Source organism: Paenibacillus sp. J23TS9 (assembly GCF_018403225.1).
Classification (GTDB): Bacteria; Bacillota; Bacilli; order Paenibacillales; family Paenibacillaceae; genus Paenibacillus_AQ.
Window position 1 is genome coordinate 582,680 of the sequence record NZ_BOSG01000001.1, and the last position, 26,260, is coordinate 608,939.

Consider the following 26,260-nt stretch of genomic DNA (forward strand, 5'->3'; position numbering starts at 1 on the left):
ACCGCTGAAATTCAAATTTCATGCGATCAAGCAAGATATTTGACCATGAAGATCACCCTTACATAATATTGTTTGGGCTCCTTTGCATGTGTTTGAATAAAGGGCTGAAATGATGCTGCTATATTGTGGGCTGCAAGGTAATTAGCAATTATATTAATTATTAGGGGGTATTTTTGTGAAACATCAAATGAAATTAGCTAGTGCTATCATCGCTGCAACGATGTTGCTATCTGCTTGTGGAAACGCTGCAGATGATAAAAAGGCGGATGACACGAAATCACAAACCGATTCGACTGCAAAAACAACAGATTCCAACACCAGCACGGATTCGAAGGACAGCGCTTATGGAATTACTTCCAAACTGGGGGATGCGACTGCAGGAAACAAAAAGTTTGAAAACTATCCGACATGGGGTTATGATCTCGGCAATACACGCCATGTTCCATACAAAGGGATTACAGCGGACAATGCCAAGGATCTCGGCGTTATCTGGTCTGCTGATTTCAAGAAAATAGATAGTTCCATTTTGAACGGTAACCAAAGTTATCCTGTTGTAGCTGACGGTGTGGTATATGTATCGGTCAGCGGCAGCCAGGTGTTCGCCTTTGACGCGCTTAGCGGCAAGCAGCTGTGGCATTGGAAACCGGACGAAGCTCAAGCGGCTAATTTCAAAAAAGCGGGCATTGTTGCAAACCGTGGTGTAGCGGTAGCTGAAGGTAAAGTATTCATGCTGACCATCGACAACAACGTCGTTGCACTGGATCAAAAAACGGGCAAGCTGATTAAAATGGAGCCAATTTCCAATACGATGCCTGAAGTAACTCTCGCGAACGGCTACTATGAAACAACAGCTCCAATTTACTATAAAGGAAACATCTACATCGGCAGCAGCGGTGGCGATAACGGCGCACGCGGTTTCGTGATGGCTTACAAAGCCAGCGACCTGACTCCTGCCTGGGATTCCCCATTCTGGACTGTACCACCTAAAGGCCAAGATTGGCTCGCAGGCAACAAATACCAAGGTGGCGGCGCAGTATGGTGCCCTGTAACCATCGATGAAGAAACCGGAATCATGTACTTTTCCGTAGGTAACCCGGCTCCTGACTTCTATGGTGAGGACCGTCCTGGTGCGAACCCGTACACAGACTCTGTTGTTGCTGTTGATGCAGCTTCGGGCAAATTGAAATGGGCTAAGCAAGAAATCAGCCATGATCTTTGGGACTATGACGCAGCTGCTTCTCCAATGCTGATGAATGCAACGGTGAACGGCAAACAGCAAAAGGTTGTTGTTGAAGGCGGTAAATCCGGACAATGGTGGGCATGGGATGCTGCAACAGGCAAAGTCATCTATGACGGCGTACCTTTTGCAAAAATCGACCATCCAAAACCAACTCCTGAAGGCGTTCTGGTATACCCAGGCACACTTGGTGGCGAAAACTATGCGCCAGAAACCTATGATCCAGAATCTAACTTTGTTCTGATCCCTGGTATCGAAGCACCAAATGTTCTTAAATCCGCAAAATCAACGGATGAAGCGTACAATGATGCTTACGTTGGAGCCAAAGCTTTTGGTACAACCATGGGAGCAGCTCCAGATAATATCAAGTCCTATGGCACAATTACCGCAATTGACATGAACACAGGTAAAGTGGCTTACCAAAACAAAACCACCGATATGATGAGAGGCGGTTTTACTAGCAATAGCGCCGGTCTTGCTTTCTATGGTGAACTTGACGGTAAAATGAACGCGATGGATATCAAAACTGGTAAACTCGTATGGACCTTCCAAACAACGGGTGACAACATCGGTGCTGCACCTTCCTTCTTTACTGTGGACGGCAAGGACTACTTTGTTCAAACGACAGGTGGTTCCAAACCGCAAATTATGGTCTTTGGTCTTGGCGGAGATAAAACGCAAGGTCATGAAGGCAGTGCTGACGACAGCAGCGCACACTCCAAGAAATAATCTATTGTTATAAACACAGTGGGCAGGTTGTGAGCATTTGACAGCCTGTCCTTGTGTTACATATAGGAGCAGTTAGGAAGGGAGCCAAAAAGAATGCGTAAAATATCACAACTTTCCATTTTGGGAGTGCTTGCCATTTCACTAGTGGGTTGCGGCAGCGGTAAAGAAGCTGCTGATGCAAAGCTGAATGTTGACCAGACATCCTTTCCAGTCAAACAATGGAGCATGGATTATTCTCATACGAAACCTGTAAAGGGCAAGTTGATGATCGGTGATAAGCCGGTTGAAAACGCGGAAGTGAAGGTTGGTAACAATAATCACACTGTGATAACAGATAAAGACGGCTCTTTTGAAATGCTGGTTGATCAAAGCTTGATTTCAACGGTGAACATTAAGGTAACATCGCTCGATAAAGCTAAAGTCGATGGTAAGGATATCGATAAGAAGGAATCGGAGAAGCTGCTGAATGCAGAAACACCCCTCCAAGTGTACTATCCGCTAAAAGTGCAGAGTACGAGCGTGAATGCCAAAGATTCCAGCAAGGTAGATGTCCACATCAAAGCAGAGATGAAGGACGGCGAACAATGGCCGGTCGTTCATGAGGATAAATATAGCATTCATGGAACCGTAAAAGATGCGGATAACAAGCCGGCTGAAAATGCAGTGGTATGGATCACGCGTGACGGTGGTGAAGGCTTTGCCAAGTCCACACCGACAGATAAAGACGGAAAATACAGCATGTACTATATTCCGGAGGATGATGAAGAAATCAGTCTGGAAGTAGGCTACAATGGGGTTAAATATACCTTGCCTCCGAATAAGGTGTATTTCTTCCCGGATGAAACGAGTATCGAAACCAACATCACTTTGCCAAAAGACGGAACTTACATTAAGGATGAGCCGCCAACTCTTGTCAGTAAAGAGGCTCCAGGTGCACTGTATACCGGTATTATGGTTGGCTTGGATGTAAGCGATGATGTGAAGTATCAGGTGACGATACCAGATGAGAAGGGAGAATTCATCCTGACTCTACCGAAAGAAGCATGGGAAAAGTCACCGACATTCTATGAAACCAACTTCAGCCGGTTTATCGAGAAGGAAATCAAGCCTGGCGATACGATGTCATCGGACCAGCTGCAAAAGCCGGCTGCCAAAGATCCGACGCATATTAAGGCTGAAACTCCCAAATCTTAAAGAAGATCAAAATCTAGAGAACCTATAGAAAGGCAGGGAAAATTATCCCTGTCTTTCTTGCCAGATTGGGGTATTTAAAAATCAAACCAAATCTCATTTACAAAGTGAAGAGGGACATGAAAAAAACTGGAATGCTTATGCTCATTGTGCTGATGATGCTCGTTGGTTGCAGTGCTAATGAAAAGGAACATCATGGCGAAATCAAGCTTATGAATACAGAATTGCCTGTCAAGGCCTGGCAAATGGATAACTCACATATGACCACCATTCATGGACAAGTACTTATGGATGGACAACCAGTGACCCATGCGCTAGTTGCCATATCAACCATTAAAACGGTGAAAACAAACGGTGAGGGAGATTTTAGTGCATTATTGGATCAAAGCCAGCCGCTTAAGGTTCTGGTGCATATTCAATCGCTGAAAGAAGCCACTGTGTCTGGTAAACCGATGAGCAAAGTTATGCAGTCTACATTAATGAAGGAACAAGCGGAGCTGCAAATCGCCTATCCGATTAAAGTACGCCAAGTCAATATTTCTGCAGCTGATCCGGATCAAGTTGAAATCCACGCTCAGGCACAGCTGGAAATGAAAACCTTTTTCCCGGGGCTGATGTTTGACAGGTACGGATGGTACGGCATCATTAAGGACAGTAACGGCAAGCCGGTTTCAGGTGCTGTCGTGGAGCTTTGGGGAGACGATAAGGAGGAGCCCTTGATTGCCTCAGAGCCTTCAGGCAAGCAGGGGGATTATCTCATAGAAGCAATTCCCCAAAATATTCAAGCAGTCAGTCTGCAAGTGAAAATGGATGAAAAGACGTATGAGCTTCAAAAAGATGTCTATATCCCTATTCCGCATCAAACGAGTTTGGAGACAGACATTACCCTCCCGCAGCAGGGAACGATGATAGAGGGCAATACAGATATGCTGCGAATGAAATTGCTTCCAGGTGCCGTCTATCAGGGGATCATGATTGGTGTCCGTTCCGGGTCACCGGTAGATTATTCTTCGACCGTTCCGACGAGGGATGGTTCGTTCATACTTACGATGCCGAAGAAGGTGTGGGAAGAAAAGCCCTATTTTTACGAAACAAAAGTCAGGATATTTAGGGAAAATCCTATCCAAGCAAAAGATGTCATACCTTCGGAGTTCATTCCGGCACCACGGAATTACGAACCTGATCATATACAGGCACAGCAAAAAAGCTCTTCGAAATGAAGAGCTTTTCGTTATTCTTTTGATCTTATTGAACTTTGTGGGGAGGAACAAAGCAGTTCCGGCAGCGAGGTTCATAATCATCAGAATCGCCGATCAGGATGATCGAGCCGTGCGGGGCGGGTTTGCCGTTGACAATCCGCTGCGTAAAGACAGCCTCGGGGCTGCCGCAAACCGCGCAAAAAGCGGTCAGCTGCTGAATATCATCCGCCATAGCAAGCAGTCCGCCGATAAACCCAAACTCTTTGCCTCTGTAATCCAGATTCAAGCCGTCTACTATGACATGCTTGCCGCGGTACGCCAGCTCTTCAACAATTCCGAGGATCGGTTTGTTAAAGAATTGCACCTCATCGAAAGCAACCACATCTGCATCGGCTGTTTCGCTGATAATTTTAGCCGTAAGCTCATCAGTGAGATGCTTCGGGATGGAAATGGCCGGCAGTCTGTAACCGATACGGCTGACGATTTCATCCTTCGCATAACGCTGATCCTCAGCAGGTTTGTAGGCAACCAGCTTTTTCCGTCCGTATTGAACCAGCTTTTGGCATCTGCGGATCAGTTCTCCTGATTTTTCACTAAACATAGGTCCCGTAATTACGGTAATCCGTCCTCTATTCACTTTTATGCTCCTTTCCCACTTGAAGCAGGTCTTTCATAGGATGAAGAATCACGAAAAATGGCGACTTTTATAGAGTACCATAATCTTTTGGGAGTGGCTATAGACTTTTGCGTACTGGCGTCTTCAGGGGAGAAAGTGGTAAGGTTAGAGAAGGAAAGTCAAAGTGATTACGGAGGAATGCAGTCATGCTTGAGAAGATTGAACAGTATAAGGAAAGAATATCCGGGATATCGAAAGACATTGAGCAAGCACCGGAAGTAAAAGCGCTTCTGGATGAAATGCTGGAGGACTTAAGCACTACAATCCAGCAGAATTATGCTTTACGCAGAACGATTTTGAAAAGCACAAATAAGGGATCGAGAATGTCGACAAAGCTGAAGGATGCTTTGTACGAATAAAGGGTGCAGCAGTTATTTTCTGATTAAGATACACCAATTCCGCTCTGCCGTTATATCCTGTAAAAGGAGTACATCAGATATGGCGGGGTGATGAAGTGGGCCGTTCCAGAAAGAAGCCGCAGCGTAATTACAATGCTCCTCCCAAAAAGAAGCCGCTTCGATCTTCAGCATTGGCGGTGGAATTAAGCCCCCAGCAGATTGCCGTTATAGGCGCTCTTCTGTCCGGCTTTTTTGTCGTGGAGTCCGTTCTTTACAATCGAAATAACGAGTTAAAAGTAATTCTTACCAGCAATACTCTAACTGCGCTGCCGGTGTTAGGTAATAAGGAAAGGGAAGAGCAAGAAGATTTGGCTCTGGATGTCATCGCAAGCGGACCAGATTTTAACACTCATTTAACGACCTTGTCTCAACCAACCCGTAAAATTTAAAAGACCCCACCACAAATGAAAATGCGGCGGGGTTTTGTTGTGCTTATGAAGTTGGCTGTGCGGGAGGCTTGGGTTTGCGCTTTTCCTTGAATCTTGGTCCGACATAATTCCGTTTGCGGTCCCGGTACAAAATCCATCCGCCAAGAAAGCTCATGCCGATCAGGAACAACAGTAAGCCGAGTATGAAATGGCCCCATCCAAAAGTTGGATTGGATATGCTCGCATCACCATGAACCGAGTAGAACGCGAATACGGCGTCTTTCATAAATAAAAAACCTGTCATGGCCATCAGTCCAGGCACAACAAGAATAAGAATGGCTATGAATCGGGAAATCATTAATTTCATATGGAAAATCCCTTCCTGTCGTTCTTTTTAGCTTAATTATATCATACCGTTTTCATGAACTTCTGTCCATTTCATCAGCCATTCCGATTTGTAATGAAGGAAAAAGAGAGTACAATATAAAAGGTATATGAATACAGATTCATGGCATTTGCTCAGTAAAAATGAAATTCATAATTACAAATTAATAATAAATGTGGGGGTTGAACATGACAATAACATGTGATGTAGCTGTGCTTGGCGGAGGAACCGGAGGATACGTAGCTGCAATTCGTGCCGCTCAACTCGGCAAACAGGTCGTCATCATTGAAGCGGACAAACTGGGAGGCACCTGCCTTCACCGCGGCTGTATTCCAAGCAAATCGCTTCTGCGGAGTGCTGAAGTATATGCGGAAATTCGTGAAAGCGAAAGTTACGGTATTGAGACCTCTGGAGCGACTCTGGTTTTCCCCAAGGTGCAGAGCCGGAAATCTGCCATTGTAGATCAGCTGCACCAGGGAGTGCAGTACCTGATGCGGAAAAATAAGATTCAAGTGCTTCAGGGCAAAGGACGGGTGATCGGTCCTTCTATTTTCTCACCGAAAAGCGGAGCTGTAGCCGTCGAGCTGGCAGATGGCGAGATGGAAACAATCGTACCTGCGAATCTGATTATCGCAACAGGCTCACGTCCACGCCATCTTCCGGGACTTGAACCGGATGGCCGTTATATTCTAACAAGTGATGATGCGCTTGTCATGGACGAGCTTCCACAATCCATCATTATTATTGGCGGCGGCGTGATTGGAGTCGAGTGGGCCTCCATGCTGAATGACTTCGGCGTTCAAGTCACTGTGGTTGAAACCGCGAACCAACTGCTCCCTGCCGAAGATGAGGATGTGGCGCGTGAGCTGCAAAAGCTTCTTGTGAAGCGCGGAGTCATCATACACACGGGCAGCACGGTACAGACAGATACATACCAGATTGAGGACGGACAAGTTAGAATTGATGTAAGTAAGGGTGAAAAAACAGAAACACTTACTGCTTCAAGTATTCTGGTATCTGTCGGACGACAAGCCAACGTAGAAAACATCGGCCTGGAGAACACAGATGTTCGGGTTGAACGCGGCTTCATCGCGGTTAACCAGCATCTGCAAACCGGTGAAGCTCATATCTATGCGATCGGAGATGTCATTGGAGGTTTGCAGTTGGCCCATGCCGCCAGCCATGAAGGTATCGCAGCCGTGAATCATCTTGCCGGAGAAGCGGTTCATCCCGTTCCGCAGCATATGATTCCGCGCTGTGTATATACCCGGCCTGAAGTGGCGAGCGTAGGTATAACGGAAAAGGAAGCACGCCAAAAAGGAATGGAAGTCAAAGTTGGCAAGTTCCCGTTTCAGGCGATCGGCAAGGCATTGGTACATGGCAGCAAAGAGGGATTTGTCAAGGTTGTAGCTGATGCTAGGAGCAATGACATTCTTGGAGTTCAAATGATCGGTACCCATGTGACTGACCTGATTAGTGAAGCAGCCCTGGCACAGCTCTTGGATGCGACACCATGGGAAGTAGGGCAGATGGTACATCCTCACCCCACGCTTGCTGAGGTTATCGGGGAAGGCATGCTGGCTGTGGATGGTTTGTCGATTGGGATGTAAACCGGAAAGTGAAACATGCGGCAGAGAAAAGTTATAAAACCTTCTTTTCTTTTTGGGGCGTAAAGGATTATAATAAGGTTAACCCAAGTCTTAGTACCAGGTTTTAATAGCAGGTTAAGAATTTGGTCGAAGGCTTTATTAATAAGGAGGTACCTCCCATGAATGAACAAGGTACTGTTGGAACAGGACATGAGCATGAGCAGCTTGGACTCAGCAACGGACAAGTGATTGACATGTACAGATATATGCTGCTCGCACGAAAGTTTGATGAGCGTAATTTGCTGCTGCAGCGGGCAGGTAAAATTAACTTCCACGTTTCGGGCGTTGGGCAGGAGACCGCACAGGTGGCTGCCGCGTTTGCTTTGGATCGGGAAAAGGATTATTTCCTGCCGTATTACCGCGATTATGGTTTTGTTTTAACCGTAGGCATGACCGTTCGTGAACTGATGCTCTCCGCTTTCGCGAAGGCAGAGGATCCGAACAGCGGCGGTCGTCAAATGCCGGGCCACTTCGGCTCCAAAAGACTGCGGATCGTCACTGGATCAAGTCCCGTAACGACGCAGGTTCCTCACGCAGTAGGCGTTGCACTGGCTGCCAAGATGAGAAAGCAGGAGCTGGTCTCTTTTGTAACATTTGGTGAAGGCTCCAGCAACCAGGGGGATTTCCACGAGGGCTGTAACTTTGCCGGCGTGCATAAACTGCCTGTCATCATTATGTGCGAGAACAATCAATATGCCATTTCGGTTCCACTTCATAAACAGATTAGCGGCAAGGTCAGCGACCGCGCCCTGGGCTACGGATTCCCTGGTATCCGCGTAGATGGCAATGATGCACTTGCTGTTTACCGTGCGGTCAAGGAAGCTCGTGAACGGGCGATCCGTGGCGAAGGTCCGACGTTGATCGAAGCGATGATGTACCGCCTGTCTCCGCATTCCACTTCCGATAATGATCTGGCTTATCGGACCAAAGAAGAAGTAGAAGAAAATTGGAAGAATGACGGTGTTGCCCGCTTTAAAGCTTACTTGATGAACTGCGGTATTTGGGATGAGACGAAGGAAGCGGATCTTCTGGAACAGCTGGCGCTAGAAATTAAGGATGCAACCGAGTATGCGGACAATGCGCCATTTCCGAAGCCGGAAGACACGATGCTTCATGTCTACGCGGATGATCGTAAAGAGGGGGAAACCACATGGCAGTAATGGAATATATCGATGCGATCCGTCTGGCCATCAAGGAAGAGATGGAGAAAGACGAAGCTGTATTTGTTCTCGGTGAAGATGTCGGTGTCAAAGGTGGTGTGTTCACGACAACCAAAGGCCTGATGGAGCAGTTCGGTGAGGAGCGGGTTATGGATACGCCGCTGGCTGAATCTGCGATTGCCGGTGTGGCTATTGGAGCCGCGATGGTTGGCATGAAGCCCATAGCGGAAATGCAGTATTCTGATTTCATGCTGCCTGCGACGAACCAAATTATCAGCGAAGCAGCCAAAATCCGTTACCGCTCCAATAATGACTGGAGCTGTCCTATTGTTGTCAGAGCTCCGATTGGAGGAGGCATTTTCGGGGGGTTGTATCATTCCCAGTGTCCTGAATCCATATTCTTTGGTACACCTGGCCTTAAAATTGTCGCTCCGTTCACAGCTTATGACGCCAAGGGACTTCTCAAGGCGGCCATTCAGGACCCGGACCCGGTGCTCTTTTTCGAGAATAAAAAATGTTACAAAATGATACAGGGTGATGTGCCTCTCGACGATTATACCGTTCCGATCGGTAAAGCAAATGTGCTGCGAGAAGGAGCGGATATTACCGTTATCGGCTACAGCATGCCGCTTCATTTCTGCATGCAGGCTGCGGAAGAGCTGGAGAAGGAAGAAGGGATTACCGCCCAAATTCTCGATTTGCGTACACTGCAGCCGCTGGACCGCGACAGCATTATCGAAGCCGTCCGTAAGACCGGCAAGGTACTGATTGTTCATGAAGATAATAAAACTGGCGGCGTTGGTGCCGAGGTAGCCGCTATCATTTCCGAGGAATGCCTGTTTGATCTGGATGCCCCGATCATGCGCTGCTGCAGCCCGGATGTGCCTGCAATGCCGATCAGCCCGCCGATGGAAAAGTTCTATATGCTGAGCAAAGACAAAGTGAAAGAAGCCATGCGTCAATTGGCAATCTACTAGGGAAGCTTAGGGGTGAAAACATGTCAGAAAATCAAAAGTTAACCGATGTGGTGATGCCGCAGCTGGCCGAATCGCTGGTTTCGGCAACCATTGCCAAGTGGCTGAAGCAGCCTGGAGATAAGGTGGAGCAGTACGAACCGATTTGTGAGGTTATAACCGATAAGGTTAACGCCGAAATCCCTTCTACAGTGGATGGGGTGATGGCCGAATTAATCGCAGAAGAAGGCCAAAAAATTGGTGTGGGCGAGATTATTTGCCGTATGGCTGTTGCCGGCCAGGCTCCTGCTCCGGCTCAGCCTCTTCAGGAATCTCCGAGCAATGCTCCAGCCGGTAATGCCGGTGACCAGTCCATGAGAAGCCGCTATTCGCCGGCGGTTCAGTCTTTGGCTGCCGAGCATGGAGTCAATTTAAGTGCTGTACAGGGAACCGGCATGGGTGGACGGATCACCCGTAAGGATGTCCTTGCCTTTGTGGAAAAGGGGGGCAATGGAAGCCCTTCGCAAGCAGCAGCTGGTCAGGGTCAACAAGAGACACCGTCACCGTTTAAGGATCTGCCGCATGCGAATCCCGCGGTAACGCCTGAACAGTATATTCCGCGGCCTCCGGCACCGGAAAGAAATTCGGGTCTGCATATGACAGAGAATCCTAAAATCCCGCCTATAGAGGTGGAAAGAGGCGGCGAGCGTGAGACGCTAATTGATGTTACTCCGCTTCGCAACGCAATTGCAACCAACATGCGTCAGAGTGTGTCCGAAATTCCGCATGCTTGGACAATGGTGGAAGTGGATGTTACCAACCTCGTGCTGCTGCGCAACAAGCTGAAGGATGAATTTAAGCGCAGAGAAGGTTATAATTTAACGTATCTGGCATTCTTCTTGAAGGCTGTTGTTAATGCGATCAAGGATTATCCGATCATGAACTCCGTATGGGCCGTGAATAAAATTATCGTTAAACGCGATATCAATATTTCGCTGGCTGTCGGTACGGAAGATTCGGTTATGACTCCTGTCATTCAACGTGCGGATCAGAAAAATATTGCGGGTTTGGCCCGGGAGATCGAAGAGCTTGCTACGAAGACCCGCCAAGGAAAGCTGAAGCTTGACGATATGCAGGGAGGTACCTTCACCGTCAACAATACGGGTTCATTCGGTTCCATCCTGTCCTATCCGATTATCAACTATCCTCAGGCGGCTATTCTGACATTCGAATCGATCGTCAAGCGTCCGGTTGTCATTAATGATATGATCGCGGTCCGCTCCATGGCCAATATCTGTTTGTCCCTGGATCACCGGATTCTCGACGGGGTTATCTGCGGACGATTCCTGCAGCGTGTCAAGGAAAACATCGAAGCCTATACGCTGGATACCAAAGTTTATTAAAAACCGGTAGTGCATTCATCATCAGGGAGAGGGCGTGAATCATTCATGAGCAAAGCACTTAATGTTTCCTATACGCCGATGATGGGTTATGATGCAGCATGGGATTTGCAAAAATCAATCGTAAAAAGCATTGACCTTGGAGAGCAGCAGGATACCCTGCTGCTCTTGCAGCATCCGCCAACCTATACCATTGGTTCCCAAAGACATCCGGAGCATCTGCTTCTTAGCAAACAAGAGCTGGAGGAGAAGGGCATCGGCTTATTTGAAATCGATCGCGGTGGTGATATTACATACCATGGACCTGGCCAGCTTGTAGGGTATCCTTTGCTTCTGCTGGAAGGAGAAGGACTGGATCTTCACGGGTATTTGCGCAGCCTTGAACAAGTCATTATCAACTATTTAAAGCACCATGGAATTGAGGCGGGACGTAAGCCTGAGTATACAGGTGTGTGGGTTGGGGATTTGAAGGTTTGCGCAATCGGGGTCAAATTTAATAAATGCCGCAGTCGCCGTGCGTTTGTAACCAGCCACGGGTTCGCATTTAACATCAAGGCAGGTATCGAAGATCAGGGCTTTAAGGGAATCATCCCTTGCGGAATTCAGGATTTCGGTGTGACTTCACTGGAAGAATGCACGGGTGAATCTTTTACTGTCGAACAGGTTGCGAAAGAAATCATGCCTTTCTTTACCGAAGTCTTTTCGTATGAGTTGACTGGGGAAGAAGTAACTGATACAGCCCGCTGAATCAGCGGGCGATCAGGGATTCAACCACTCCGAAAATAACGGAGCCAACCATGGCGATCAGCATCAGGTAAATAAAAACACGAAACCATTTTTTATTTTGCATAGTTACTCCTTTACAGATTGAAGATATATGGATTGCAGTATGACTTTGATCTTGATAGACAGGCTGCTATGTTTATTGTAACTTAACCATGAGAGAGAGGAAAGTCCAATGATCAGACAAGACCGTTTAGTAGAAGAATTTATGGAACTCGTGAAAGTGGACAGCGAGACAGGACATGAAGAAGAGATCTCTGTCGTTCTGAAAAAGAAATTCACGGACCTCGGACTAAAGGTTATCGAGGATGACTCCAAGTCAAGAACAGGCCACGGCGCAGGCAATCTGATTGTTACAATGGAAGGAACGCCGGGTTCCACAGCTCCCAAACTGTTCTTCACATGCCATATGGATACGGTAACGCCGGGCAAGGGCATTAAGCCAACGCTTGGTGAAGATGGCTGGATTACAAGTGATGGAACTACCATTCTTGGTTCTGATGACAAGGCTGGTCTAGCGGTACTTTTAGAAGCGACTAAGGTTCTTCAGGAACAACAAATCGATCATGGCCAAATTCAGTTTGTCATTACTGTGGGTGAAGAATCCGGATTACTTGGAGCACGCTGCATGGATCCGAAATATTTGGATGCAGAGCTGGGCTACGCCATTGATTCCAATGGTGAAATAGGTGCCATAGCCGTAGCCGCCCCAACACAAGCTAAAGTTAAAATGAAAATCTTTGGGAAATCTGCTCACGCCGGTGTTAATCCGGAAGACGGCATCAGTGCCATTCAGGTAGCTTCCAAAGCGATATCCCGTATGAAGCTTGGCAGACTGGATCATGAGACAACAGCCAATATCGGTAAATTTGCCGGGGGCGGTGCCACCAATGTGGTATGCGATTATGTCGAACTTGACGCAGAAGCGCGCAGTATCGTCCAGGACAAAGTCGAACGCCAAATTGAACATATGCGCGAAGCGCTGCATAGTGCCGTACAGGAATGTGGAGCGAAATGTGAATTCATCAGTGAAATTGTATATCCTGCCTTTAACTTTGGAGAGAATGACGAGGTTGTCCAGCTGGCGCAGCGGGCCATAGCAAATATGGGGCTCAGCAGCCGGACTTTCCATTCCGGAGGCGGAAGTGACGCGAATATTTTTAATGGTATGGGGGTTCCAACCGTTAATTTGGCACTTGGCTATGAAAATATTCATACGACCAAAGAACGTATTCGTGCAGTAGATATGGCGAAAGCAGCAGAAATGGTTATCAGTATTATTCGTGAGACAACGAAATAAGAGAATAAACAACAAAAAGGCTATTCCAAGTCGGCTTATGAAACCGGCTAGGAGAGCCTTTTTTAATAATGTATATTAATGAAATAATTTGGCTGAAGATGCCGTATGATTCTGCTGCTGGGCTGGTGTCCATTCCGTATGCCACTGTGTAATATTTAGTATCTGCAGAGCACGTGTGATATTGCTTAAATAACGTTCGGTCTTGAGAAACATTTCACTGTCGATGATGCTGCTTTCCAGTCTGGAGGTCAAAGATCCTTTCGTTTGCTGCAGGTAGCAGGAGGCAGCACCAAATCTGGCTGGTGAATGGTTAGGATCCGTGCTGTAAATCGCTTCGAATATGGATGCGGCTTCCTCGTAATTACCGGCGTCATATTGAATCTCGGCGGCAATGAAACAAATTTCAAGCGATATCTGACTGCGATCATAAAGAGGTAGCTGCTTCATTTCGGATATTCGCATTGCGACCAATTCACGATATCCCTGCTGGTACAAGGTATAGATTAATTCATTGTACTCCTGTGTTGTCGGACTTGATAGGATGGTGAGCGCTTCATCGATCTTTCCTAGAGTGATGGCGGTTTTGGCTGTTTCCAAAGCTTCATACCTGGATAAGACAGGCATACCGATTCCTCCCTTCATACCATACAGGCACCATTTACATACATTAATAACTTCCGTGACTCTGATCATCTGCTGAGCAGTCATAAGCAGTACACGATCATGATTCATGGGCGTTCGTGATCATAGGATGAGCGCTTCCTTGAATTGATTTTATATAAATCAGACATAGTATGTAGTGGACTTGATTTAATTCAGAACGGGATTGTTGACCTATGTAAGTTGAAGGGATATTTCATTTTCATTAACATTCATCCCCGTCCGTGAAAGCAGGGTCATTGTGAACCCTCCGCTATATATAACAACTTTAGCTGTCTTTTGTTATAAGAAGCGCATTAAAAAGTTAAAAAAAACGAAAAATCCATGTCATTTCTCACATTTATTGATAGATTTACTAAAAATCGATGCTTTTTACACTACTTTAGCCATTACATTTGTCTTTGGACCCATTCAGGATGGCTGCCAATGGGGTATGAGGATCTGTTTCTTTCATCCACTGTTTAAGCATGATTTGGATCTGCCAAGCCTGTCCAACCATATGAAATGAGTTGCCTGTACGATAGCTTTTCATTTGCCTTCCTTCTTTCCGCTTGAAGTTTGTTATAATAACACCATATGTGTCAGCTTGTACAAACATGCTTGTTTTTAAAATAAGGAGAGATGAGACGTTGAAAGAAATTTCGAAACAGAACTCAAAACTTGACGAAGTAACAGTCTCAACCAAGCCCATTTTTGAAGGGAAAATCATTTCACTGCAGATTGATACTGTCGAATTACCAGATGGGAGCACAGCTTCCAGAGAGATTGTCAAACATCCAGGCGCGGTAGCAGTACTTGCAGTTCATGGGGATAAAATCATTATGGTGGATCAGTTTCGCCAGGCTATGGGCCGCTGCGAGCTGGAAATACCCGCGGGTAAGCTTGAAAAAGGGGAAGATCCGCTGGAAGCTGCCAAACGGGAACTGCAGGAGGAAACCGGTTATGTTTGCAAAAACATCAAACTGTTACATTCCTTCTATACATCGCCGGGATTTGCTGACGAGATCATTCATTTATATGTAGCGGAAGAACTTGAAAGCGGAGATGCTGCTCCAGATGAGGATGAATTCCTTGAGCTTTATGAGTTGACACTCGCAGAGGCAGAAGAGGCTGTCGCATCAGGCAGAATCAGCGATGCCAAAACCATTATGGCCGTCTATGCCATGAAGCTGAAGCAAGCGACAGGGACATTTGGGCTATGAGACAGGAAGCTGAAGATTTGACGCGAAAATCTAACAGTTGTCTAAATGAGTACTACGCCGATCTGCATATCCATATTGGCCGTACGACTTCTGGACAGGCAGTGAAAATCAGCGGCAGCAAGGATCTGACTTTTGCCAATATCGCTAAGGAAGCTGCCGGCCGTAAGGGCATCGACTTGGTCGGGATCATCGACTGTCATTCCCCTGAAGTGCAAAAGGACATTATGGATTGTCTTTACGCAGGTGATATGAGTGAGCTTGAAGGCGGAGGCATATCCTACCAAGGCACGACGATTTTACTAGGCAGTGAAATTGAGATTTACGAGGAAGGCAAGGGAGCCGCGCATCTGCTTGCTTACTTCCCGGATTTATCTGTCATGCAGCATTTTACGGCTTGGATGACGAAGCATATGAAAAATGTCAATCTCAGCTCCCAGCGTATTTATGTGCCGGCACGCAAGCTGCAGGAGGAAATCTATGCCAGGGGCGGCATCATGATTCCCGCACATGTGTTTACCCCGCATAAAGGTATTTACGGAAACGTGACACCCCGTATGTCCGAAGTTCTGGACCTGGATATGATCAGCGGCGTGGAGCTTGGACTCAGCTCTGATTCCGAGATGGCCGGATTGATTTCCGAGCTCGACAGCTTCACCTTTGTTACGAACTCGGATGCCCATTCCCTTGGAAAGATCGGCCGGGAGTATAACCGGATCAAGCTGGCGGAGCCAAGCTTCAATGAACTTGTTCTGGCGCTTGGCAATAAAGAGGGGCGTCAGGTAACTGCCAATTTCGGCTTGAATCCCCGTCTTGGAAAATACCACCGTACTTATTGCCTGAGCTGCAGCCGTATCCTGGACCAAAATGAAGCCATGACGGGCGCATGCCCTCACTGCGGCGGACTGAAGAAGGTTCAAGGGGTATTGGACCGGATTCTGGATATCGCCGACCGCAAGGAGTCCTGGAGTCCTGCTTCGCGTCCAATCTATCATTATCAGGTGCCGCTGGAGTTTATTCCGGGCCTTGGCAAAGTCACGATGAAAAAGCTGCTGGACCGGTTTGGAACGGAAATGTCCATTTTGCATAGAACTGCCGAAGCGGAGCTGGCCGAGGTTGTTGGAGGCAGCATGGCAAAGCAAATTGTTATGGCAAGAAACGGCTCGTTGTCCCTCACTTCCGGCGGGGGAGGAACCTACGGAAGAGTAGCAGCATCAACAGACAAGACATAGTTTGGAGCTTGTCTTCATAGAGTAGAGGTATGTGATAGGAAGGGGGAAATCCTGTATGCGAACTTTCCGCCATACCTTGAAGGAGCAAACGGTTCTCTATATATTTGTCGCCGTGCTGTTTCTTGTCGGGGTTATCTTCGGTGCTCTAATGGTTAATGCATTGTCGCTGGAGCAGCAGCAGGACCTGGGGCGGTATCTTCAGAATTTTTTCATTACGGTGGATCAAAGTGAACCGGGAACGGGCGCCGCAGAATCGTTCTGGAATATCGCGGGCCTGCATTTGAAATGGGTCGGTTTGATCTGGTTTCTCGGGCTGTCGGTTATCGGTTTGCCGGGGATTCTTATTCTGGATTTCTTGAAAGGTGTTTTGATTGGGTTCTCGGTGGGCTATCTGGTGGGGCAATTTTCTTGGAAGGGACTGCTCTTTGCCCTGGTATCAGTTGCACCGCCCAATCTATTGATTATCCCGGTTCTGATTGTGACCAGTGTATCTGCCATTGCCTTTTCACTGCATGTGATCAAAAATAGAGTTATGATGCATAATCGTGTCAATGTAATTCGCCCGTTTGCAGCTTATGTCGGTTTGACTGTGTTCATGTGTCTGATTATGCTGGGAATTTCCTCGTTTGAAGCCTGGGTGACTCCGGCGATGATGAAATGGGTAACTCCAACACTGCTGGAGACCGCGGTAGTGCCTGGGATGTAAGTAAAATCGTTTGACTTTGCGGTTCAACTCCCCCTATAATGTAAGATGTGATATAGCAAATGGTGCAGTGATTTTCCTGTGGGGAGGGAGAAAATGGAAGCGCGGATCGATAAAATCAAACAACAATTGCAATCCCAGGGCTATAAACTGACACCCCAGCGGGAAGCTACCGTCAGAGTTTTGCTCGAGAATGAAGAAGATCACCTCAGTGCGGAGGATGTTTTCATGCTCGTCAAAGAAAAGGCTCCTGAAATCGGTCTGGCTACCGTATACCGTACCCTTGAGCTGCTCAGTGAACTGCATGTCGTGGAAAAGATTAATTTCGGCGATGGCGTTGCAAGATATGATTTGCGGACAGATACCGCAAAACACCACCACCATCATCTGATCTGCGTGAAATGCGGCAGCATGGATGAAATCCGCGAGGATTGGCTGGGACCGCTGGAAGAGCGGCTGGAACGCGAGTTTAATTTTACGGTTTCCGATCACCGGCTTGATTTTCATGGAATTTGTTACCGCTGCAAGGATAAGGAAGAAAGCCAGCGCAGCGATGACAAGAAGTCGGATAATTAACAATCGGATATGATCCTCCAAGATCACAAGCTCTCGCCGGCATAATGTTTGCCGGAGAGGGCTTTTTTGGTGACTTAAAGCCGCGGGCTTGTCATACAACCGGATAAAGATTCATAAGCTTAAATAACGAGTAATTGGCAGCAATCAGCCATTAGCTTTTATTTTCCGGGAGAGTGATTGGGATGGTCATATCAATGCGTAAATGCTTGACTTCCTTGAAATTTTTGCTTGTCTTTGCGGCGCTTACATATACACTGTATCAGCTGTTTGGTTTGATCGGTGCCTGGATTACTCCTGTGGATCATTACCGTATACCGGAGGGACATGCCGTAAAGGCTTTTCAACCGTCGGATAAGGCTAAATCAGGTGAAATGATGGGTGACCGGCTGCGGTTTTTTTACTGGTACGGGGAGTAGCAGCGGGTGTTAAGCAGGGAACCAGAGGTTTCTTGTCGAATTGTTGAATGGATCGGCTAATCTAACCGAAGGAGCTTTTTTAACTTATGATGCAGTATGTTCAGTCCTTCATTCGTTATATAGGTGATGAGAAGGGTTTGTCACAAAACACGCTCGAATCCTATCAGCGCGACCTGCTGCAATTTTTTGAGTTTATAGAGAAGCAGGGGATTGAGTCGGCGGACCAGATTAAGAAGGTCCATATATCCATGTATATGAATAATCTCAAAGGCCACAGTTTCGCATCATCCACGCTTACTAGGAAGCTGGTGTCGCTGCGTTCTTTTTTTCATTACATGGTCAAGGAGTCACTGCTCGAACAGGATCCCACACTTTACATGGAGTCACCAAGGCTGGAAAAGAAGGCTCCCCAGGTCTTAACCGTGGAGCAGGTAGAACGCCTGCTGGCAGCGCCGGACATTTCGTCCCCGCCGGGATTGAGGGATAAGGCGATGCTGGAATTGCTATATGCTACAGGCATGAAGGTATCGGAGCTGATGGCGCTCAATTTGGATGATGTGAACCCGGACATGAAGTTTCTCCAGTGTACAAGCAGTTCAGGGAAAGAGCGGGTGCTGCCGATCAGCAGCATATCAGCTGATGTCGTGGGAATGTACATGTCACAGATGCGGCCGAAGCTGGCCCGGGAACATCAGGAAAAGGCGCTGTTTCTAAACAATCTGGGGACAAGACTGACCCGGCAGGGATTTTGGAAAATACTGAAGAAATACGCCGCGGAGTCCGGCATAAACGGGGATATTACTCCACATACGCTGCGTCATTCCTTTGCCGCACATTTGCTGGAGGATGGGGCCGATATAAGGTCCGTGCAGGAAATGCTGGGACACAGCGATATCTCAACTACCCAAATATACGGCGCTTTAACGAAAAAAGCGATGAAGGATGTATATGAAAACCATCATCCGCGGGAGCGCATGCATTCAACACAATTGAAGGAGAGATCTTCCCATGACAACGATTAATCAGACAGTCATTCAAGAGGCAGCAGCTTATATTCAAAGCAAAACAGAGGCGAAACCGGAGGTAGGCCTGATTTTAGGATCAGGGCTAGGTGTACTTGCGGATTTGATTCAGGACGGAATTTCGATTCCTTATCAGGAAATTCCTCATTTCCCAGTGTCCACGGTTGAAGGACATGACGGTGAGCTCCTGCTCGGTACCATCGAAGGGCGTGCAGTAGTCATGATGAAAGGCCGTTTTCATATGTATGAAGGATATGGGCCTGAAGTGACGGCGTTTCCGGTACGCGTGATGAAAGAGCTGGGTGTTTCAAGCCTGCTCGTAACCAATGCGGCCGGCGGCGTGAATACTTCCTATGAGCCCGGGGACCTGATGGTGATTTCGGATCATCTAAATCTCACAGGCAAAAGTCCGCTCGTCGGTCCAAATGACGCTGCACTAGGCGTACGTTTCCCGGATATGTCCGAAGGCTACAGCCGCCGTCTGCGCAAGCTTCTGAAGGATACGGCTGAATCCAAAGGCATTCATGTCCAAGAAGGGGTATATGCAGGACTGCTGGGTCCTACCTATGAAACTCCTGCTGAAATCAGAATGCTGCGGACTCTGGGCGCTGACGCTGTAGGAATGTCAACGGTATCAGAAACCATCGTAGCCCGCCATGCCGGACTCGAAGTGCTTGGTATTTCCTGTATCAGCAACATGGCTGCGGGGATATTGGACCAGCCGCTTTCGCATGACGAAGTCATGGAAACCACGGACCGCGTGCGTGAGAAATTCCTGAGCTTGGTGCTCTCTGTCATTCCGAACATGTAAGACTGGAGCATAATTTCTTAATCAAATGAATGAGAATGTCCGCAGGTCATAGACCTGTGGACATTTTTTTGTCCGGTTTGTCCAAAATTTTCCTCCATATCCCGCCTTTGCATGGAATATTTTTCTGCCAACCTGACGACACTGGAAAACAGCAGCAATATCAGATTTTTGTGAATTCGCGCAGGCTTTAGGGTGATGCAGGATTTCCAAAATTCTCATATCACTAATGACCAGAGGTCAGGAGGGGACTTATTTTGAAAAAAACGCTATTAGCAGTTGTGCTTATGTTATGCTTTTCGACTGCTGCTTTTCCGCAAATGGGATCTGCCGAGGAAAAGGCCAAGCAGTCCGCCCAAGCGGAGCTCGCGGCAAATGCCAAGTCTGCCATCCTCATGGATGCGGATACGGGAACTATTATCTATGAAAAAAACAGCCATGATAAACTGCCGCCAGCCAGTATCACCAAGATCATGACCATGCTGCTTACCATGGAGGCCATTGATTCCGGGAAGCTGAAGCTGACCGACATGGTCCGCACGAGCGAGTATGCTGCATCCATGGGGGGCTCACAGATTTTCCTGGAACCCGGCGAGGAAATGTCTGTCAATGAAATGCTGAAAGGGATTGCGATGGCATCGGGTAATGATGCTTCTGTGGCGATGGCAGAGAAGCTCGCTGGAACCGAAGAAGCCTTCGTTCAAATGATGAATGACAAGGTGCAGGAGCTGGGACTCACGGACACCCATTTTGCTAACTGTAACGGTCTGCCTGCGGAAAATCACTACTCTTCTGCACATGATATCGCGGTGATCAGCCGTGAGCTCTTGAAGCATAAGGAAATTACCAAATACACCGGCTCATACCAGGATTATCTGCGCAAAGATTCACAGAAGCCGTTCTGGCTCGTTAATACGAACAAGCTGGTTCGCTTTTATACTGGGGCCGACGGACTGAAAACCGGATACACCTCTGAAGCAAAGTTCTGCCTTTCGGCTACCGCCGTGAATGGTAATCTAAGAGCTGTAGCCGTTGTACTCGGTGAACCGAATACAAAGACGCGCAATGAAGAAGTATCCAAGATGTTTGATTATATGTTTGCGCAGTACAGTACCCATACGATATTTAAACCGGGAGATACCATCGGAACGGTGAAAATCAATAAAGGCAATGTCAAAGAACTGACGCTTACAGCCGGACAAAACTACAGTGTTCTCCTGAAGAAGAATGCAAAAGCGGAGGGCGTGCGTCATGAGCTCCAAGTTCCGAAAGAAGTGAAAGCCCCGGTTCAGGCCGGACAGGTGCTCGGTAAGCTGGTGGTTTACCAGGGCGACAAAGTTCTCAAGGAATTCGAGCTCAAATCCCCTGAACAGATCGGAAAGGCTGGCTGGTGGAAGCTTTTCAAGCGAACGACGGCCAAATTATTTCTTGTAGATTGATAGCAGTTTTCTTCTAGTTTTGTCGGGGTGCAGGAATCTCTTTTTACTGCGTAGAAATCCTTGTTCAAGACAGGAAGGAGAGTGAGCAGGCGTGAATTTGCAAGTGGAAATGGAACATCACCGCAAAACACTGATTGTCCGTCTATCCGGAGAGCTTGATCATCATACAGCCGATCATGTCCGTTTACAGCTGGATGAATCCATTCAGAAAGGACAAACGGAGCATTTGGTGCTCAGTTTTAAACATTTACAGTTTATGGATAGTTCCGGACTAGGCGTTATTTTGGGACGGTACAAGCTGATCAAAAGCAAAGGCGGCAAAATGGCGGTATGCGATGTGAATGAAGCGGTCTATCGTCTGCTGGACATGTCCGGGCTGTTTAAGATCATGCCTATTTATGATAACGAGGGCCAGGCGCTCTCGGGACTGGAGGTTGTGTCATGAATGAAGAAAAGGCTCCGCAGCGTAATTTCATGACGCTCCAATTTTCATCCAAATCCGAAAATGAATCTTTTGCCCGGGTAACGGTTGCGGCCTTTATTTCCCAGCTTGACCCGACCATGGATGAATTGAGCGATCTGAAAACGGTCATTTCGGAAGCGGTCACGAACAGTGTTATTCACGGTTATGACAGCAATCCGGAAGGGAAGGTCACCATCACCGCCGAGATTGTCGGCGACACGGTTACCATTACCGTTGAAGATAAGGGAGCCGGCATTGAGGATTTGGATTTGGCAAGGCAGCCGCTATACACGTCAAAGCCTGAACTGGAGAGATCAGGAATGGGATTTACGATCATGGAAAACTTCATGGATGAGTTTGAAGTTTCCAGCGAACCTGGCTCCGGTACATCGATCAGGATGAAGAAAAGGATTGAATCCAAGAAAGCTTTGTATAATTAGGGGTTGGGCGCATGGATGCTGATGTGAAAAAACCTTCTCAGACCTATCTGGAAGATGCGGAAGTCAAACGTCTGATCGCACTGAGTCAGACCGGTGACAGCATGGCCCGCGATACGCTGGTAAACTGCAACATCCGTCTCGTCTGGTCCGTTGTACAAAGGTTCATGAACCGCGGCTATGAGCCCGAGGATCTGTTTCAGATCGGCTGTATCGGTTTGCTGAAGTCTGTTGATAAATTTGATTTGAGCTACGATGTTAAATTTTCAACGTATGCTGTTCCCATGATTATCGGAGAGATCCAGCGTTTCCTGCGGGATGACGGCACACTCAAGGTCAGCCGCTCGTTGAAGGAAATGGCCAATAAGGTCCGGAAGAAGAAGGACGAGATGTCGAAGCATCTGGACCGACTGCCTACGATCAAAGAGGTTGCTGAAGAACTCGGGGTAACGCCGGAGGAAGTGGTTTTCGCCCAGGAGGCCAACAAGCCGCCAACCTCTATCCATGAAACCGTATTTGAGAATGACGGGGATCCGATCACGCTTATGGATCAGATTGCCGACGACTCCCAGGAACGGTGGTTTGATAAGCTTGCTCTTAACGAAGCCATAGACGGTCTCTCCGAGCGTGAGAAGCTGATCGTATATCTACGGTATTACCGCGATCAGACACAGTCGGAGGTAGCCTCGAGGCTTGGGATATCACAGGTGCAGGTATCCCGTCTGGAAAAGAAAATATTGCAGCTGATCCGTGATCAGATTGCGCTATGAAGATCAATAGACCGGCCAAGGATAACCTTGGCCGGTCTATTTTTTGTGTATGGCATCGATGGTGAGTGGAGGGATCTGTGGGGGCCTTTACTTTTTGAGGCCGCCCCTTTTTATGGTGAAATTGCAATACCTGACTAGAAAACGGTGCTATTTCCTATACTAACGTCAATGAAACAGCAAAGGAGTGATAGGGAATGTCTCCAAATCCGGCTCCTACGGTGTACCTGCAGCTGCGCAGCCGCGTACCGATAAGTCAGGGAAGGAATGTAACACTCGGGCATGTAGCCCGGATATTGAGTGACCCGGAGTGGGAGACGCCGCTTCGCAATCTTGAGCTGGTACAGCCGCATAAATGGGACGGTAACTTGTTACTTATTGATCTTATGCAAATCATTCCAAAGGTGCAGGAGCTTATCCCTGGCGCCAAAATCGAACCGATCGGACAGCACCATGTGCTTGTGGAAGTGATCAAAAAACCTAAAAAGCCCTCGATGCTGCTATTTCTGCTCGTCTGGCTGCTGCTATTCTTCGGATCTGCGCTTACCATTATGAATTTCCACGCGGACGTGAACATGCAGGAGGTCCAGATCCGGACGGTGGAGATGCTGACAGGCAAACGGGACGAGCATCCGTATTTGTTCCAGACAGCGTATTCTTTCGGTATCGGATTTGGTATGGTGGTTTTTTTTAATCATCTGTTCAAGAAAAAATGGAACGAAGAGCCGACGCCGCTTGAAGTCGAGATGTATCTCTACCAGGAGAATATCGACCAATACGTCGTTGCCCAGGAATATAAGCGGATGAAATCATCACAAAATCAGGGTGATAAGACTTGAATAGCATGCTGGGATGGATTGTACAAATTTTGCTTGGCATCGCAGGCGGCATTGCGGTAGGCGGAGGTGTCATTGCGTTGTTTATCGTACTCGACATGATTCCGCGGTTAGCTCAGTTGACCAAATCATATCATAGGGTCCATTGGTATGAGGGTGCTATGGTGTCAGGTTCGCTGATAGGTACGGTTTTTGATTTTTGGAACTGGAAGATGTCCCTTGGGGCATGGTCCGGATTTATCGTTGGTTTGTTCAACGGGATCTTCGTTGGCCTGCTGGCAGCGGCCCTGACAGAAGTTCTGAATGTGCTTCCGATTTTGGCGAAGAGATTGAGAATGATCCACTATTTGTTTGGTTTGCTAATGGCTATGGTGACCGGAAAGGTGGCAGGCTCACTGTTTGACTGGTTTGTATACAGAAAGTAAGACGCGAAAGGTGCGGGTGGATTATGAACAAGCATGAGAACGAACAGAACAGCGTAGAGGATCCGTCAGGACTAGCGATGCTGATGCAGCATGGTCAGGAGAAAGCAGACAAGAAGCAGGAAAATAAAGCTTCCGGCGAAGAAAGGGAGCGGGAGGAGGGAAAGAAGGAATCAGCAAATTCTTCCGAAGAAGGTGATCCGGAGGAGTCAGATAAGCTAAAGGCCCAGGAAAAGAAGCGGGAGGCGGAGAAGTCCGACTCGGTTGAGGAGTCCGTCATTTATTGGCAGCAGACCGATGATGTACAGGGAAGCCTGGACCGGACGAAGGCAACGTTGAAGGAAGTGGTTGGTCTTGGAACCTCCTTTGACATCGTATTCCGCGAGATGACGCTGGCCGAACAGAGAACGGGCTTATTCTTTGTCAATGGCTTCGCCAAGGATAATATTATGCTGGAAATTCTGAAAAGGCTGACATATTTGACTGCGGATCAGCTGTCAACGGATGCGCTGCGCTCCTTTTTCGAATGCTATATCCCGCATATTCAGGTTGAAGTCGATAAAAAGCTGAGCTCGACGATCAATAAGGTGCTGATGGGAATGTCCGCCCTCTTTATCGAGGGTGAGCATGCAGCAATCGTGATGGATACACGTACGTTTCCTGTACGCAGCCCGGAAGAGCCAAGTATTGAAAGAGTTGTGCGCGGAGCAAGAGATGGCTTTACCGAAACACTGCTGAGCAATGTGGCACTCGTCCGCAGGCGTCTGCGCGATCCGGGCCTCAAATGCGACCTGGTGCAGGTGGGCAGACGCACACGCACGGATGTATGTATTGCATATATTGATGACATCGTTGATAAAGTGCAGGTAGATTCCATCCGTGAGAAGATTAAAGGATTGGATATTGAAGGGCTTCCGTTGGCGGATAAACAGCTGGAGGAAGCCATTATCAATAAAGGCTGGCATCCCTATCCGTTAGTTCGCTATTCGGAACGTCCCGATTTGGTTTCTGCCCATTTGCTTGCGGGCAGAGTGGCCGTATTCGTGGATACCTCCCCCAGCGTGATGGTCATGCCGACGACCTTTTTTGATTTATGCCAGCATGCCGAAGAAAACCGGCAAACACCGTTCATGGGCACGTACCTTAGATGGGTCCGCTTCCTCGGTATTTTCGCCTCGATGTTTCTGCTGCCGCTCTGGATGCTCTTTGTGGTGAATCCTGAATTGAAGCCGGCTGTACTGGATTTTATCGGGCCGCATGATCATGGCAAAATCCCTATAATCGCACAATTTCTCATGGTCGAATTTGGGGTTGACTTGCTGCGCTTGGCTGCGGTTCATACACCGACGCCATTGGCATCGGCTATGGGTCTCATCGCGGCGATCTTGGTCGGTGATATAGCTGTCAAGACAGGTCTGTTTGTAAATGAAGTCGTGTTGTATATGGCTGTTGCCGCCATCGGAATGTTCGCGACACCGAGTTATGAGCTCGGGCTCGCCAACCGGATGGTAAGACTGGTGCTCTTGGTAGCGGTGGCTATTTTTAAAGTTCAGGGCTTCGTCGTTGGCACCACGCTGCTCATCCTGCTGTTGACAATGCACCGGTCCTACAATTCTTCATATTTGTGGCCATTTATACCTTTTAATGCAAAAGCACTGGCAAGTGTTTTATTCCGTTTTCCGCTGCTTGAATCCAAGAAAAGGCCATCCTTCAACAAAACAAGGGATAATACACGAATGGCACCAAATCCGGACGATACCGACCAATCGTAGAAAAATACAAATGATGTGCATAAAAATCCATTCAAACTCTTCCGTTGTCTGTTATACTGGTGTAAAAGTTCAGATGGAAT

General features: G+C 47.7%; 30 protein-coding genes. 25 read left to right on the forward strand and 5 right to left on the reverse strand.

The annotated features are described in order from the left end of the window. Window positions 1–175: 175 nt before the first annotated feature. The 3 genes from KJS65_RS02805 to KJS65_RS02815 all read left to right on the forward strand — a co-directional run bounded on the left by KJS65_RS02805 (window position 176) and on the right by KJS65_RS02815 (window position 4,377). Window positions 176–1,966: a pyrroloquinoline quinone-dependent dehydrogenase gene (locus KJS65_RS02805; protein ID WP_213648473.1), complete on the forward strand. Its 1,791-nt coding sequence runs from the start codon at window positions 176–178 to the stop codon at window positions 1,964–1,966. A gap of 93 nt (window positions 1,967–2,059) precedes the next feature. Beyond that, window positions 2,060–3,160, forward strand: a complete 1,101-nt coding sequence (locus tag KJS65_RS02810) for a carboxypeptidase regulatory-like domain-containing protein (RefSeq protein ID WP_213648474.1) — start codon at window positions 2,060–2,062, stop codon at window positions 3,158–3,160. 116 nt (window positions 3,161–3,276) lie between these two features. Beyond that, on the forward strand, window positions 3,277–4,377 hold the full coding sequence (locus KJS65_RS02815; RefSeq protein WP_213648475.1) for a hypothetical protein: 1,101 nt from the start codon (window positions 3,277–3,279) through the stop codon (window positions 4,375–4,377). A gap of 25 nt (window positions 4,378–4,402) precedes the next feature. Here KJS65_RS02815 and KJS65_RS02820 read toward each other — a convergent pair whose 3' ends face one another. Next, window positions 4,403–4,993, reverse strand: a complete 591-nt coding sequence (locus KJS65_RS02820) for a thymidine kinase (RefSeq protein WP_136606280.1) — start codon at window positions 4,991–4,993, stop codon at window positions 4,403–4,405. 185 nt (window positions 4,994–5,178) lie between these two features. On the opposite strand from KJS65_RS02820, the gene KJS65_RS02825 reads away from it, so the two are divergent. Together KJS65_RS02825 and KJS65_RS02830 are read left to right on the forward strand one after the other, a co-directional pair. Next, the gene (locus tag KJS65_RS02825; RefSeq protein ID WP_213648476.1) at window positions 5,179–5,391 is read left to right on the forward strand and encodes a hypothetical protein; all 213 of its coding nucleotides are present in this window, start codon (window positions 5,179–5,181) and stop codon (window positions 5,389–5,391) included. Window positions 5,392–5,486: 95 nt separating this feature from the next. Continuing rightward, window positions 5,487–5,819, forward strand: coding sequence for a hypothetical protein (locus tag KJS65_RS02830; protein ID WP_213648477.1), 333 nt, complete (start codon window positions 5,487–5,489; stop codon window positions 5,817–5,819). Window positions 5,820–5,862: 43 nt separating this feature from the next. Here the strand turns inward: KJS65_RS02830 and KJS65_RS02835 are convergent, their stop codons facing one another. Further along, window positions 5,863–6,165, reverse strand: a complete 303-nt coding sequence (locus KJS65_RS02835; RefSeq protein WP_136606277.1) for a DUF2627 domain-containing protein — start codon at window positions 6,163–6,165, stop codon at window positions 5,863–5,865. Window positions 6,166–6,371: 206 nt separating this feature from the next. Between KJS65_RS02835 and lpdA the strand changes: the two genes are divergently transcribed. The 5 genes from lpdA to lipB all read left to right on the forward strand — a co-directional run bounded on the left by lpdA (window position 6,372) and on the right by lipB (window position 12,092). Further along, the gene (lpdA, locus tag KJS65_RS02840) at window positions 6,372–7,793 is read left to right on the forward strand and encodes a dihydrolipoyl dehydrogenase (protein ID WP_213648478.1); all 1,422 of its coding nucleotides are present in this window, start codon (window positions 6,372–6,374) and stop codon (window positions 7,791–7,793) included. Between the two features lie 158 nt (window positions 7,794–7,951). After that, the gene (locus KJS65_RS02845) at window positions 7,952–8,992 is read left to right on the forward strand and encodes a thiamine pyrophosphate-dependent dehydrogenase E1 component subunit alpha (RefSeq protein ID WP_136606275.1); all 1,041 of its coding nucleotides are present in this window, start codon (window positions 7,952–7,954) and stop codon (window positions 8,990–8,992) included. Next, window positions 8,983–9,969 carry an alpha-ketoacid dehydrogenase subunit beta gene (locus tag KJS65_RS02850; RefSeq protein WP_213648479.1) on the forward strand — a complete coding sequence of 329 codons (987 nt, stop codon included), beginning with the start codon at window positions 8,983–8,985 and terminating at the stop codon, window positions 9,967–9,969. The genes KJS65_RS02845 and KJS65_RS02850 overlap by 10 nt, the downstream gene beginning before the upstream one ends. Before the next feature lie 20 nt (window positions 9,970–9,989). Then, window positions 9,990–11,348: a dihydrolipoamide acetyltransferase family protein gene (locus tag KJS65_RS02855; RefSeq protein ID WP_213648480.1), complete on the forward strand. Its 1,359-nt coding sequence runs from the start codon at window positions 9,990–9,992 to the stop codon at window positions 11,346–11,348. A 45-nt stretch (window positions 11,349–11,393) separates the two neighbouring features. Continuing rightward, on the forward strand, window positions 11,394–12,092 hold the full coding sequence (gene lipB / locus KJS65_RS02860; RefSeq protein WP_213648481.1) for a lipoyl(octanoyl) transferase LipB: 699 nt from the start codon (window positions 11,394–11,396) through the stop codon (window positions 12,090–12,092). Window position 12,093: 1 nt separating this feature from the next. On the opposite strand, the gene prli42 is transcribed toward lipB, so the two are convergent. Next, window positions 12,094–12,195, reverse strand: a complete 102-nt coding sequence (gene prli42, locus KJS65_RS02865) for a stressosome-associated protein Prli42 (protein ID WP_136606271.1) — start codon at window positions 12,193–12,195, stop codon at window positions 12,094–12,096. A gap of 108 nt (window positions 12,196–12,303) precedes the next feature. Between prli42 and KJS65_RS02870 the strand changes: the two genes are divergently transcribed. After that, a complete protein-coding gene (locus KJS65_RS02870; protein ID WP_213648482.1) occupies window positions 12,304–13,428 on the forward strand; it encodes a M20/M25/M40 family metallo-hydrolase in 1,125 nt (374 codons plus the stop codon). A gap of 75 nt (window positions 13,429–13,503) precedes the next feature. Here the strand turns inward: KJS65_RS02870 and KJS65_RS02875 are convergent, their stop codons facing one another. Both KJS65_RS02875 and mciZ read right to left on the reverse strand, forming a co-directional pair. Then, a complete protein-coding gene (locus KJS65_RS02875; protein WP_213648483.1) occupies window positions 13,504–14,052 on the reverse strand; it encodes a tetratricopeptide repeat protein in 549 nt (182 codons plus the stop codon). Between the two features lie 418 nt (window positions 14,053–14,470). After that, on the reverse strand, window positions 14,471–14,620 hold the full coding sequence (gene mciZ / locus KJS65_RS02880) for a Z-ring formation inhibitor MciZ (protein ID WP_213648484.1): 150 nt from the start codon (window positions 14,618–14,620) through the stop codon (window positions 14,471–14,473). Window positions 14,621–14,717: 97 nt separating this feature from the next. Between mciZ and KJS65_RS02885 the strand changes: the two genes are divergently transcribed. From KJS65_RS02885 to KJS65_RS02950, 14 genes are all read left to right on the forward strand, one after another. Continuing rightward, entirely contained in the window at window positions 14,718–15,290 is a 573-nt protein-coding gene (locus KJS65_RS02885; RefSeq protein WP_244864352.1) for an NUDIX hydrolase, read from the forward strand. Between the two features lie 17 nt (window positions 15,291–15,307). After that, window positions 15,308–16,519, forward strand: coding sequence for an endonuclease Q family protein (locus KJS65_RS02890; RefSeq protein WP_244864353.1), 1,212 nt, complete (start codon window positions 15,308–15,310; stop codon window positions 16,517–16,519). A 55-nt stretch (window positions 16,520–16,574) separates the two neighbouring features. Further along, window positions 16,575–17,225 carry a stage II sporulation protein M gene (spoIIM, locus tag KJS65_RS02895; RefSeq protein ID WP_213648487.1) on the forward strand — a complete coding sequence of 217 codons (651 nt, stop codon included), beginning with the start codon at window positions 16,575–16,577 and terminating at the stop codon, window positions 17,223–17,225. Window positions 17,226–17,318: 93 nt separating this feature from the next. Beyond that, window positions 17,319–17,798, forward strand: a complete 480-nt coding sequence (gene fur / locus KJS65_RS02900) for a ferric iron uptake transcriptional regulator (RefSeq protein WP_136606264.1) — start codon at window positions 17,319–17,321, stop codon at window positions 17,796–17,798. A gap of 182 nt (window positions 17,799–17,980) precedes the next feature. After that, window positions 17,981–18,214, forward strand: a complete 234-nt coding sequence (locus tag KJS65_RS02905; protein WP_213648488.1) for a DUF4227 family protein — start codon at window positions 17,981–17,983, stop codon at window positions 18,212–18,214. A gap of 86 nt (window positions 18,215–18,300) precedes the next feature. After that, window positions 18,301–19,236 carry a site-specific tyrosine recombinase XerD gene (gene xerD / locus KJS65_RS02910; protein ID WP_213648489.1) on the forward strand — a complete coding sequence of 312 codons (936 nt, stop codon included), beginning with the start codon at window positions 18,301–18,303 and terminating at the stop codon, window positions 19,234–19,236. Continuing rightward, complete coding sequence (locus tag KJS65_RS02915) at window positions 19,223–20,047, forward strand: purine-nucleoside phosphorylase (RefSeq protein ID WP_213648490.1); 825 nt, start codon at window positions 19,223–19,225, stop codon at window positions 20,045–20,047. The genes xerD and KJS65_RS02915 overlap by 14 nt, the downstream gene beginning before the upstream one ends. 254 nt (window positions 20,048–20,301) lie before the next feature. Further along, window positions 20,302–21,483 (forward strand): D-alanyl-D-alanine carboxypeptidase family protein, encoded by a 1,182-nt coding sequence (locus tag KJS65_RS02920; protein ID WP_374706133.1) that lies wholly within the window; start codon window positions 20,302–20,304, stop codon window positions 21,481–21,483. Between the two features lie 91 nt (window positions 21,484–21,574). Then, window positions 21,575–21,928: an anti-sigma F factor antagonist gene (gene spoIIAA, locus KJS65_RS02925; protein WP_136606259.1), complete on the forward strand. Its 354-nt coding sequence runs from the start codon at window positions 21,575–21,577 to the stop codon at window positions 21,926–21,928. Continuing rightward, window positions 21,925–22,386 (forward strand): anti-sigma F factor, encoded by a 462-nt coding sequence (gene spoIIAB, locus KJS65_RS02930; RefSeq protein WP_213648491.1) that lies wholly within the window; start codon window positions 21,925–21,927, stop codon window positions 22,384–22,386. The genes spoIIAA and spoIIAB overlap by 4 nt, the downstream gene beginning before the upstream one ends. Window positions 22,387–22,397: 11 nt before the next feature. Beyond that, on the forward strand, window positions 22,398–23,153 hold the full coding sequence (gene sigF / locus KJS65_RS02935) for an RNA polymerase sporulation sigma factor SigF (protein ID WP_213648492.1): 756 nt from the start codon (window positions 22,398–22,400) through the stop codon (window positions 23,151–23,153). Between the two features lie 194 nt (window positions 23,154–23,347). Beyond that, window positions 23,348–23,989 carry a stage V sporulation protein AA gene (locus KJS65_RS02940; RefSeq protein ID WP_213648493.1) on the forward strand — a complete coding sequence of 214 codons (642 nt, stop codon included), beginning with the start codon at window positions 23,348–23,350 and terminating at the stop codon, window positions 23,987–23,989. Between the two features lie 5 nt (window positions 23,990–23,994). Continuing rightward, the gene (locus KJS65_RS02945) at window positions 23,995–24,411 is read left to right on the forward strand and encodes a stage V sporulation protein AB (protein WP_136606255.1); all 417 of its coding nucleotides are present in this window, start codon (window positions 23,995–23,997) and stop codon (window positions 24,409–24,411) included. Between the two features lie 83 nt (window positions 24,412–24,494). After that, window positions 24,495–26,180 (forward strand): spore germination protein, encoded by a 1,686-nt coding sequence (locus KJS65_RS02950; protein WP_213650607.1) that lies wholly within the window; start codon window positions 24,495–24,497, stop codon window positions 26,178–26,180. Window positions 26,181–26,260 lie beyond the last annotated feature (80 nt).

Excerpts from the sequence above, each read along its gene's own strand:
- KJS65_RS02810 (WP_213648474.1), top strand. The coding sequence starts at position 2,060 with ATGCGTAAAATATCACAACTTTCCATTTTGGGAGTGCTTGCCATTTCA.
- KJS65_RS02815 (WP_213648475.1), top strand. The coding sequence starts at position 3,277 with ATGAAAAAAACTGGAATGCTTATGCTCATTGTGCTGATGATGCTCGTT.
- KJS65_RS02825 (WP_213648476.1), top strand. The coding sequence starts at position 5,179 with ATGCTTGAGAAGATTGAACAGTATAAGGAAAGAATATCCGGGATATCG.
- KJS65_RS02835 (WP_136606277.1), bottom strand. The coding sequence starts at position 6,165 with ATGAAATTAATGATTTCCCGATTCATAGCCATTCTTATTCTTGTTGTG.
- lpdA (WP_213648478.1), top strand. The coding sequence starts at position 6,372 with ATGACAATAACATGTGATGTAGCTGTGCTTGGCGGAGGAACCGGAGGA.
- KJS65_RS02845 (WP_136606275.1), top strand. The coding sequence starts at position 7,952 with ATGAATGAACAAGGTACTGTTGGAACAGGACATGAGCATGAGCAGCTT.
- KJS65_RS02850 (WP_213648479.1), top strand. The coding sequence starts at position 8,983 with ATGGCAGTAATGGAATATATCGATGCGATCCGTCTGGCCATCAAGGAA.
- KJS65_RS02855 (WP_213648480.1), top strand. The coding sequence starts at position 9,990 with ATGTCAGAAAATCAAAAGTTAACCGATGTGGTGATGCCGCAGCTGGCC.
- lipB (WP_213648481.1), top strand. The coding sequence starts at position 11,394 with ATGAGCAAAGCACTTAATGTTTCCTATACGCCGATGATGGGTTATGAT.
- prli42 (WP_136606271.1), bottom strand. The coding sequence starts at position 12,195 with ATGCAAAATAAAAAATGGTTTCGTGTTTTTATTTACCTGATGCTGATC.
- KJS65_RS02870 (WP_213648482.1), top strand. The coding sequence starts at position 12,304 with ATGATCAGACAAGACCGTTTAGTAGAAGAATTTATGGAACTCGTGAAA.
- KJS65_RS02875 (WP_213648483.1), bottom strand. The coding sequence starts at position 14,052 with ATGCCTGTCTTATCCAGGTATGAAGCTTTGGAAACAGCCAAAACCGCC.
- mciZ (WP_213648484.1), bottom strand. The coding sequence starts at position 14,620 with ATGAAAAGCTATCGTACAGGCAACTCATTTCATATGGTTGGACAGGCT.
- spoIIM (WP_213648487.1), top strand. The coding sequence starts at position 16,575 with ATGCGAACTTTCCGCCATACCTTGAAGGAGCAAACGGTTCTCTATATA.
- fur (WP_136606264.1), top strand. The coding sequence starts at position 17,319 with ATGGAAGCGCGGATCGATAAAATCAAACAACAATTGCAATCCCAGGGC.
- KJS65_RS02905 (WP_213648488.1), top strand. The coding sequence starts at position 17,981 with ATGGTCATATCAATGCGTAAATGCTTGACTTCCTTGAAATTTTTGCTT.
- xerD (WP_213648489.1), top strand. The coding sequence starts at position 18,301 with ATGATGCAGTATGTTCAGTCCTTCATTCGTTATATAGGTGATGAGAAG.
- KJS65_RS02915 (WP_213648490.1), top strand. The coding sequence starts at position 19,223 with ATGACAACGATTAATCAGACAGTCATTCAAGAGGCAGCAGCTTATATT.
- spoIIAB (WP_213648491.1), top strand. The coding sequence starts at position 21,925 with ATGAATGAAGAAAAGGCTCCGCAGCGTAATTTCATGACGCTCCAATTT.
- sigF (WP_213648492.1), top strand. The coding sequence starts at position 22,398 with ATGGATGCTGATGTGAAAAAACCTTCTCAGACCTATCTGGAAGATGCG.
- KJS65_RS02940 (WP_213648493.1), top strand. The coding sequence starts at position 23,348 with ATGTCTCCAAATCCGGCTCCTACGGTGTACCTGCAGCTGCGCAGCCGC.
- KJS65_RS02945 (WP_136606255.1), top strand. The coding sequence starts at position 23,995 with ATGCTGGGATGGATTGTACAAATTTTGCTTGGCATCGCAGGCGGCATT.
- KJS65_RS02950 (WP_213650607.1), top strand. The coding sequence starts at position 24,495 with ATGCAGCATGGTCAGGAGAAAGCAGACAAGAAGCAGGAAAATAAAGCT.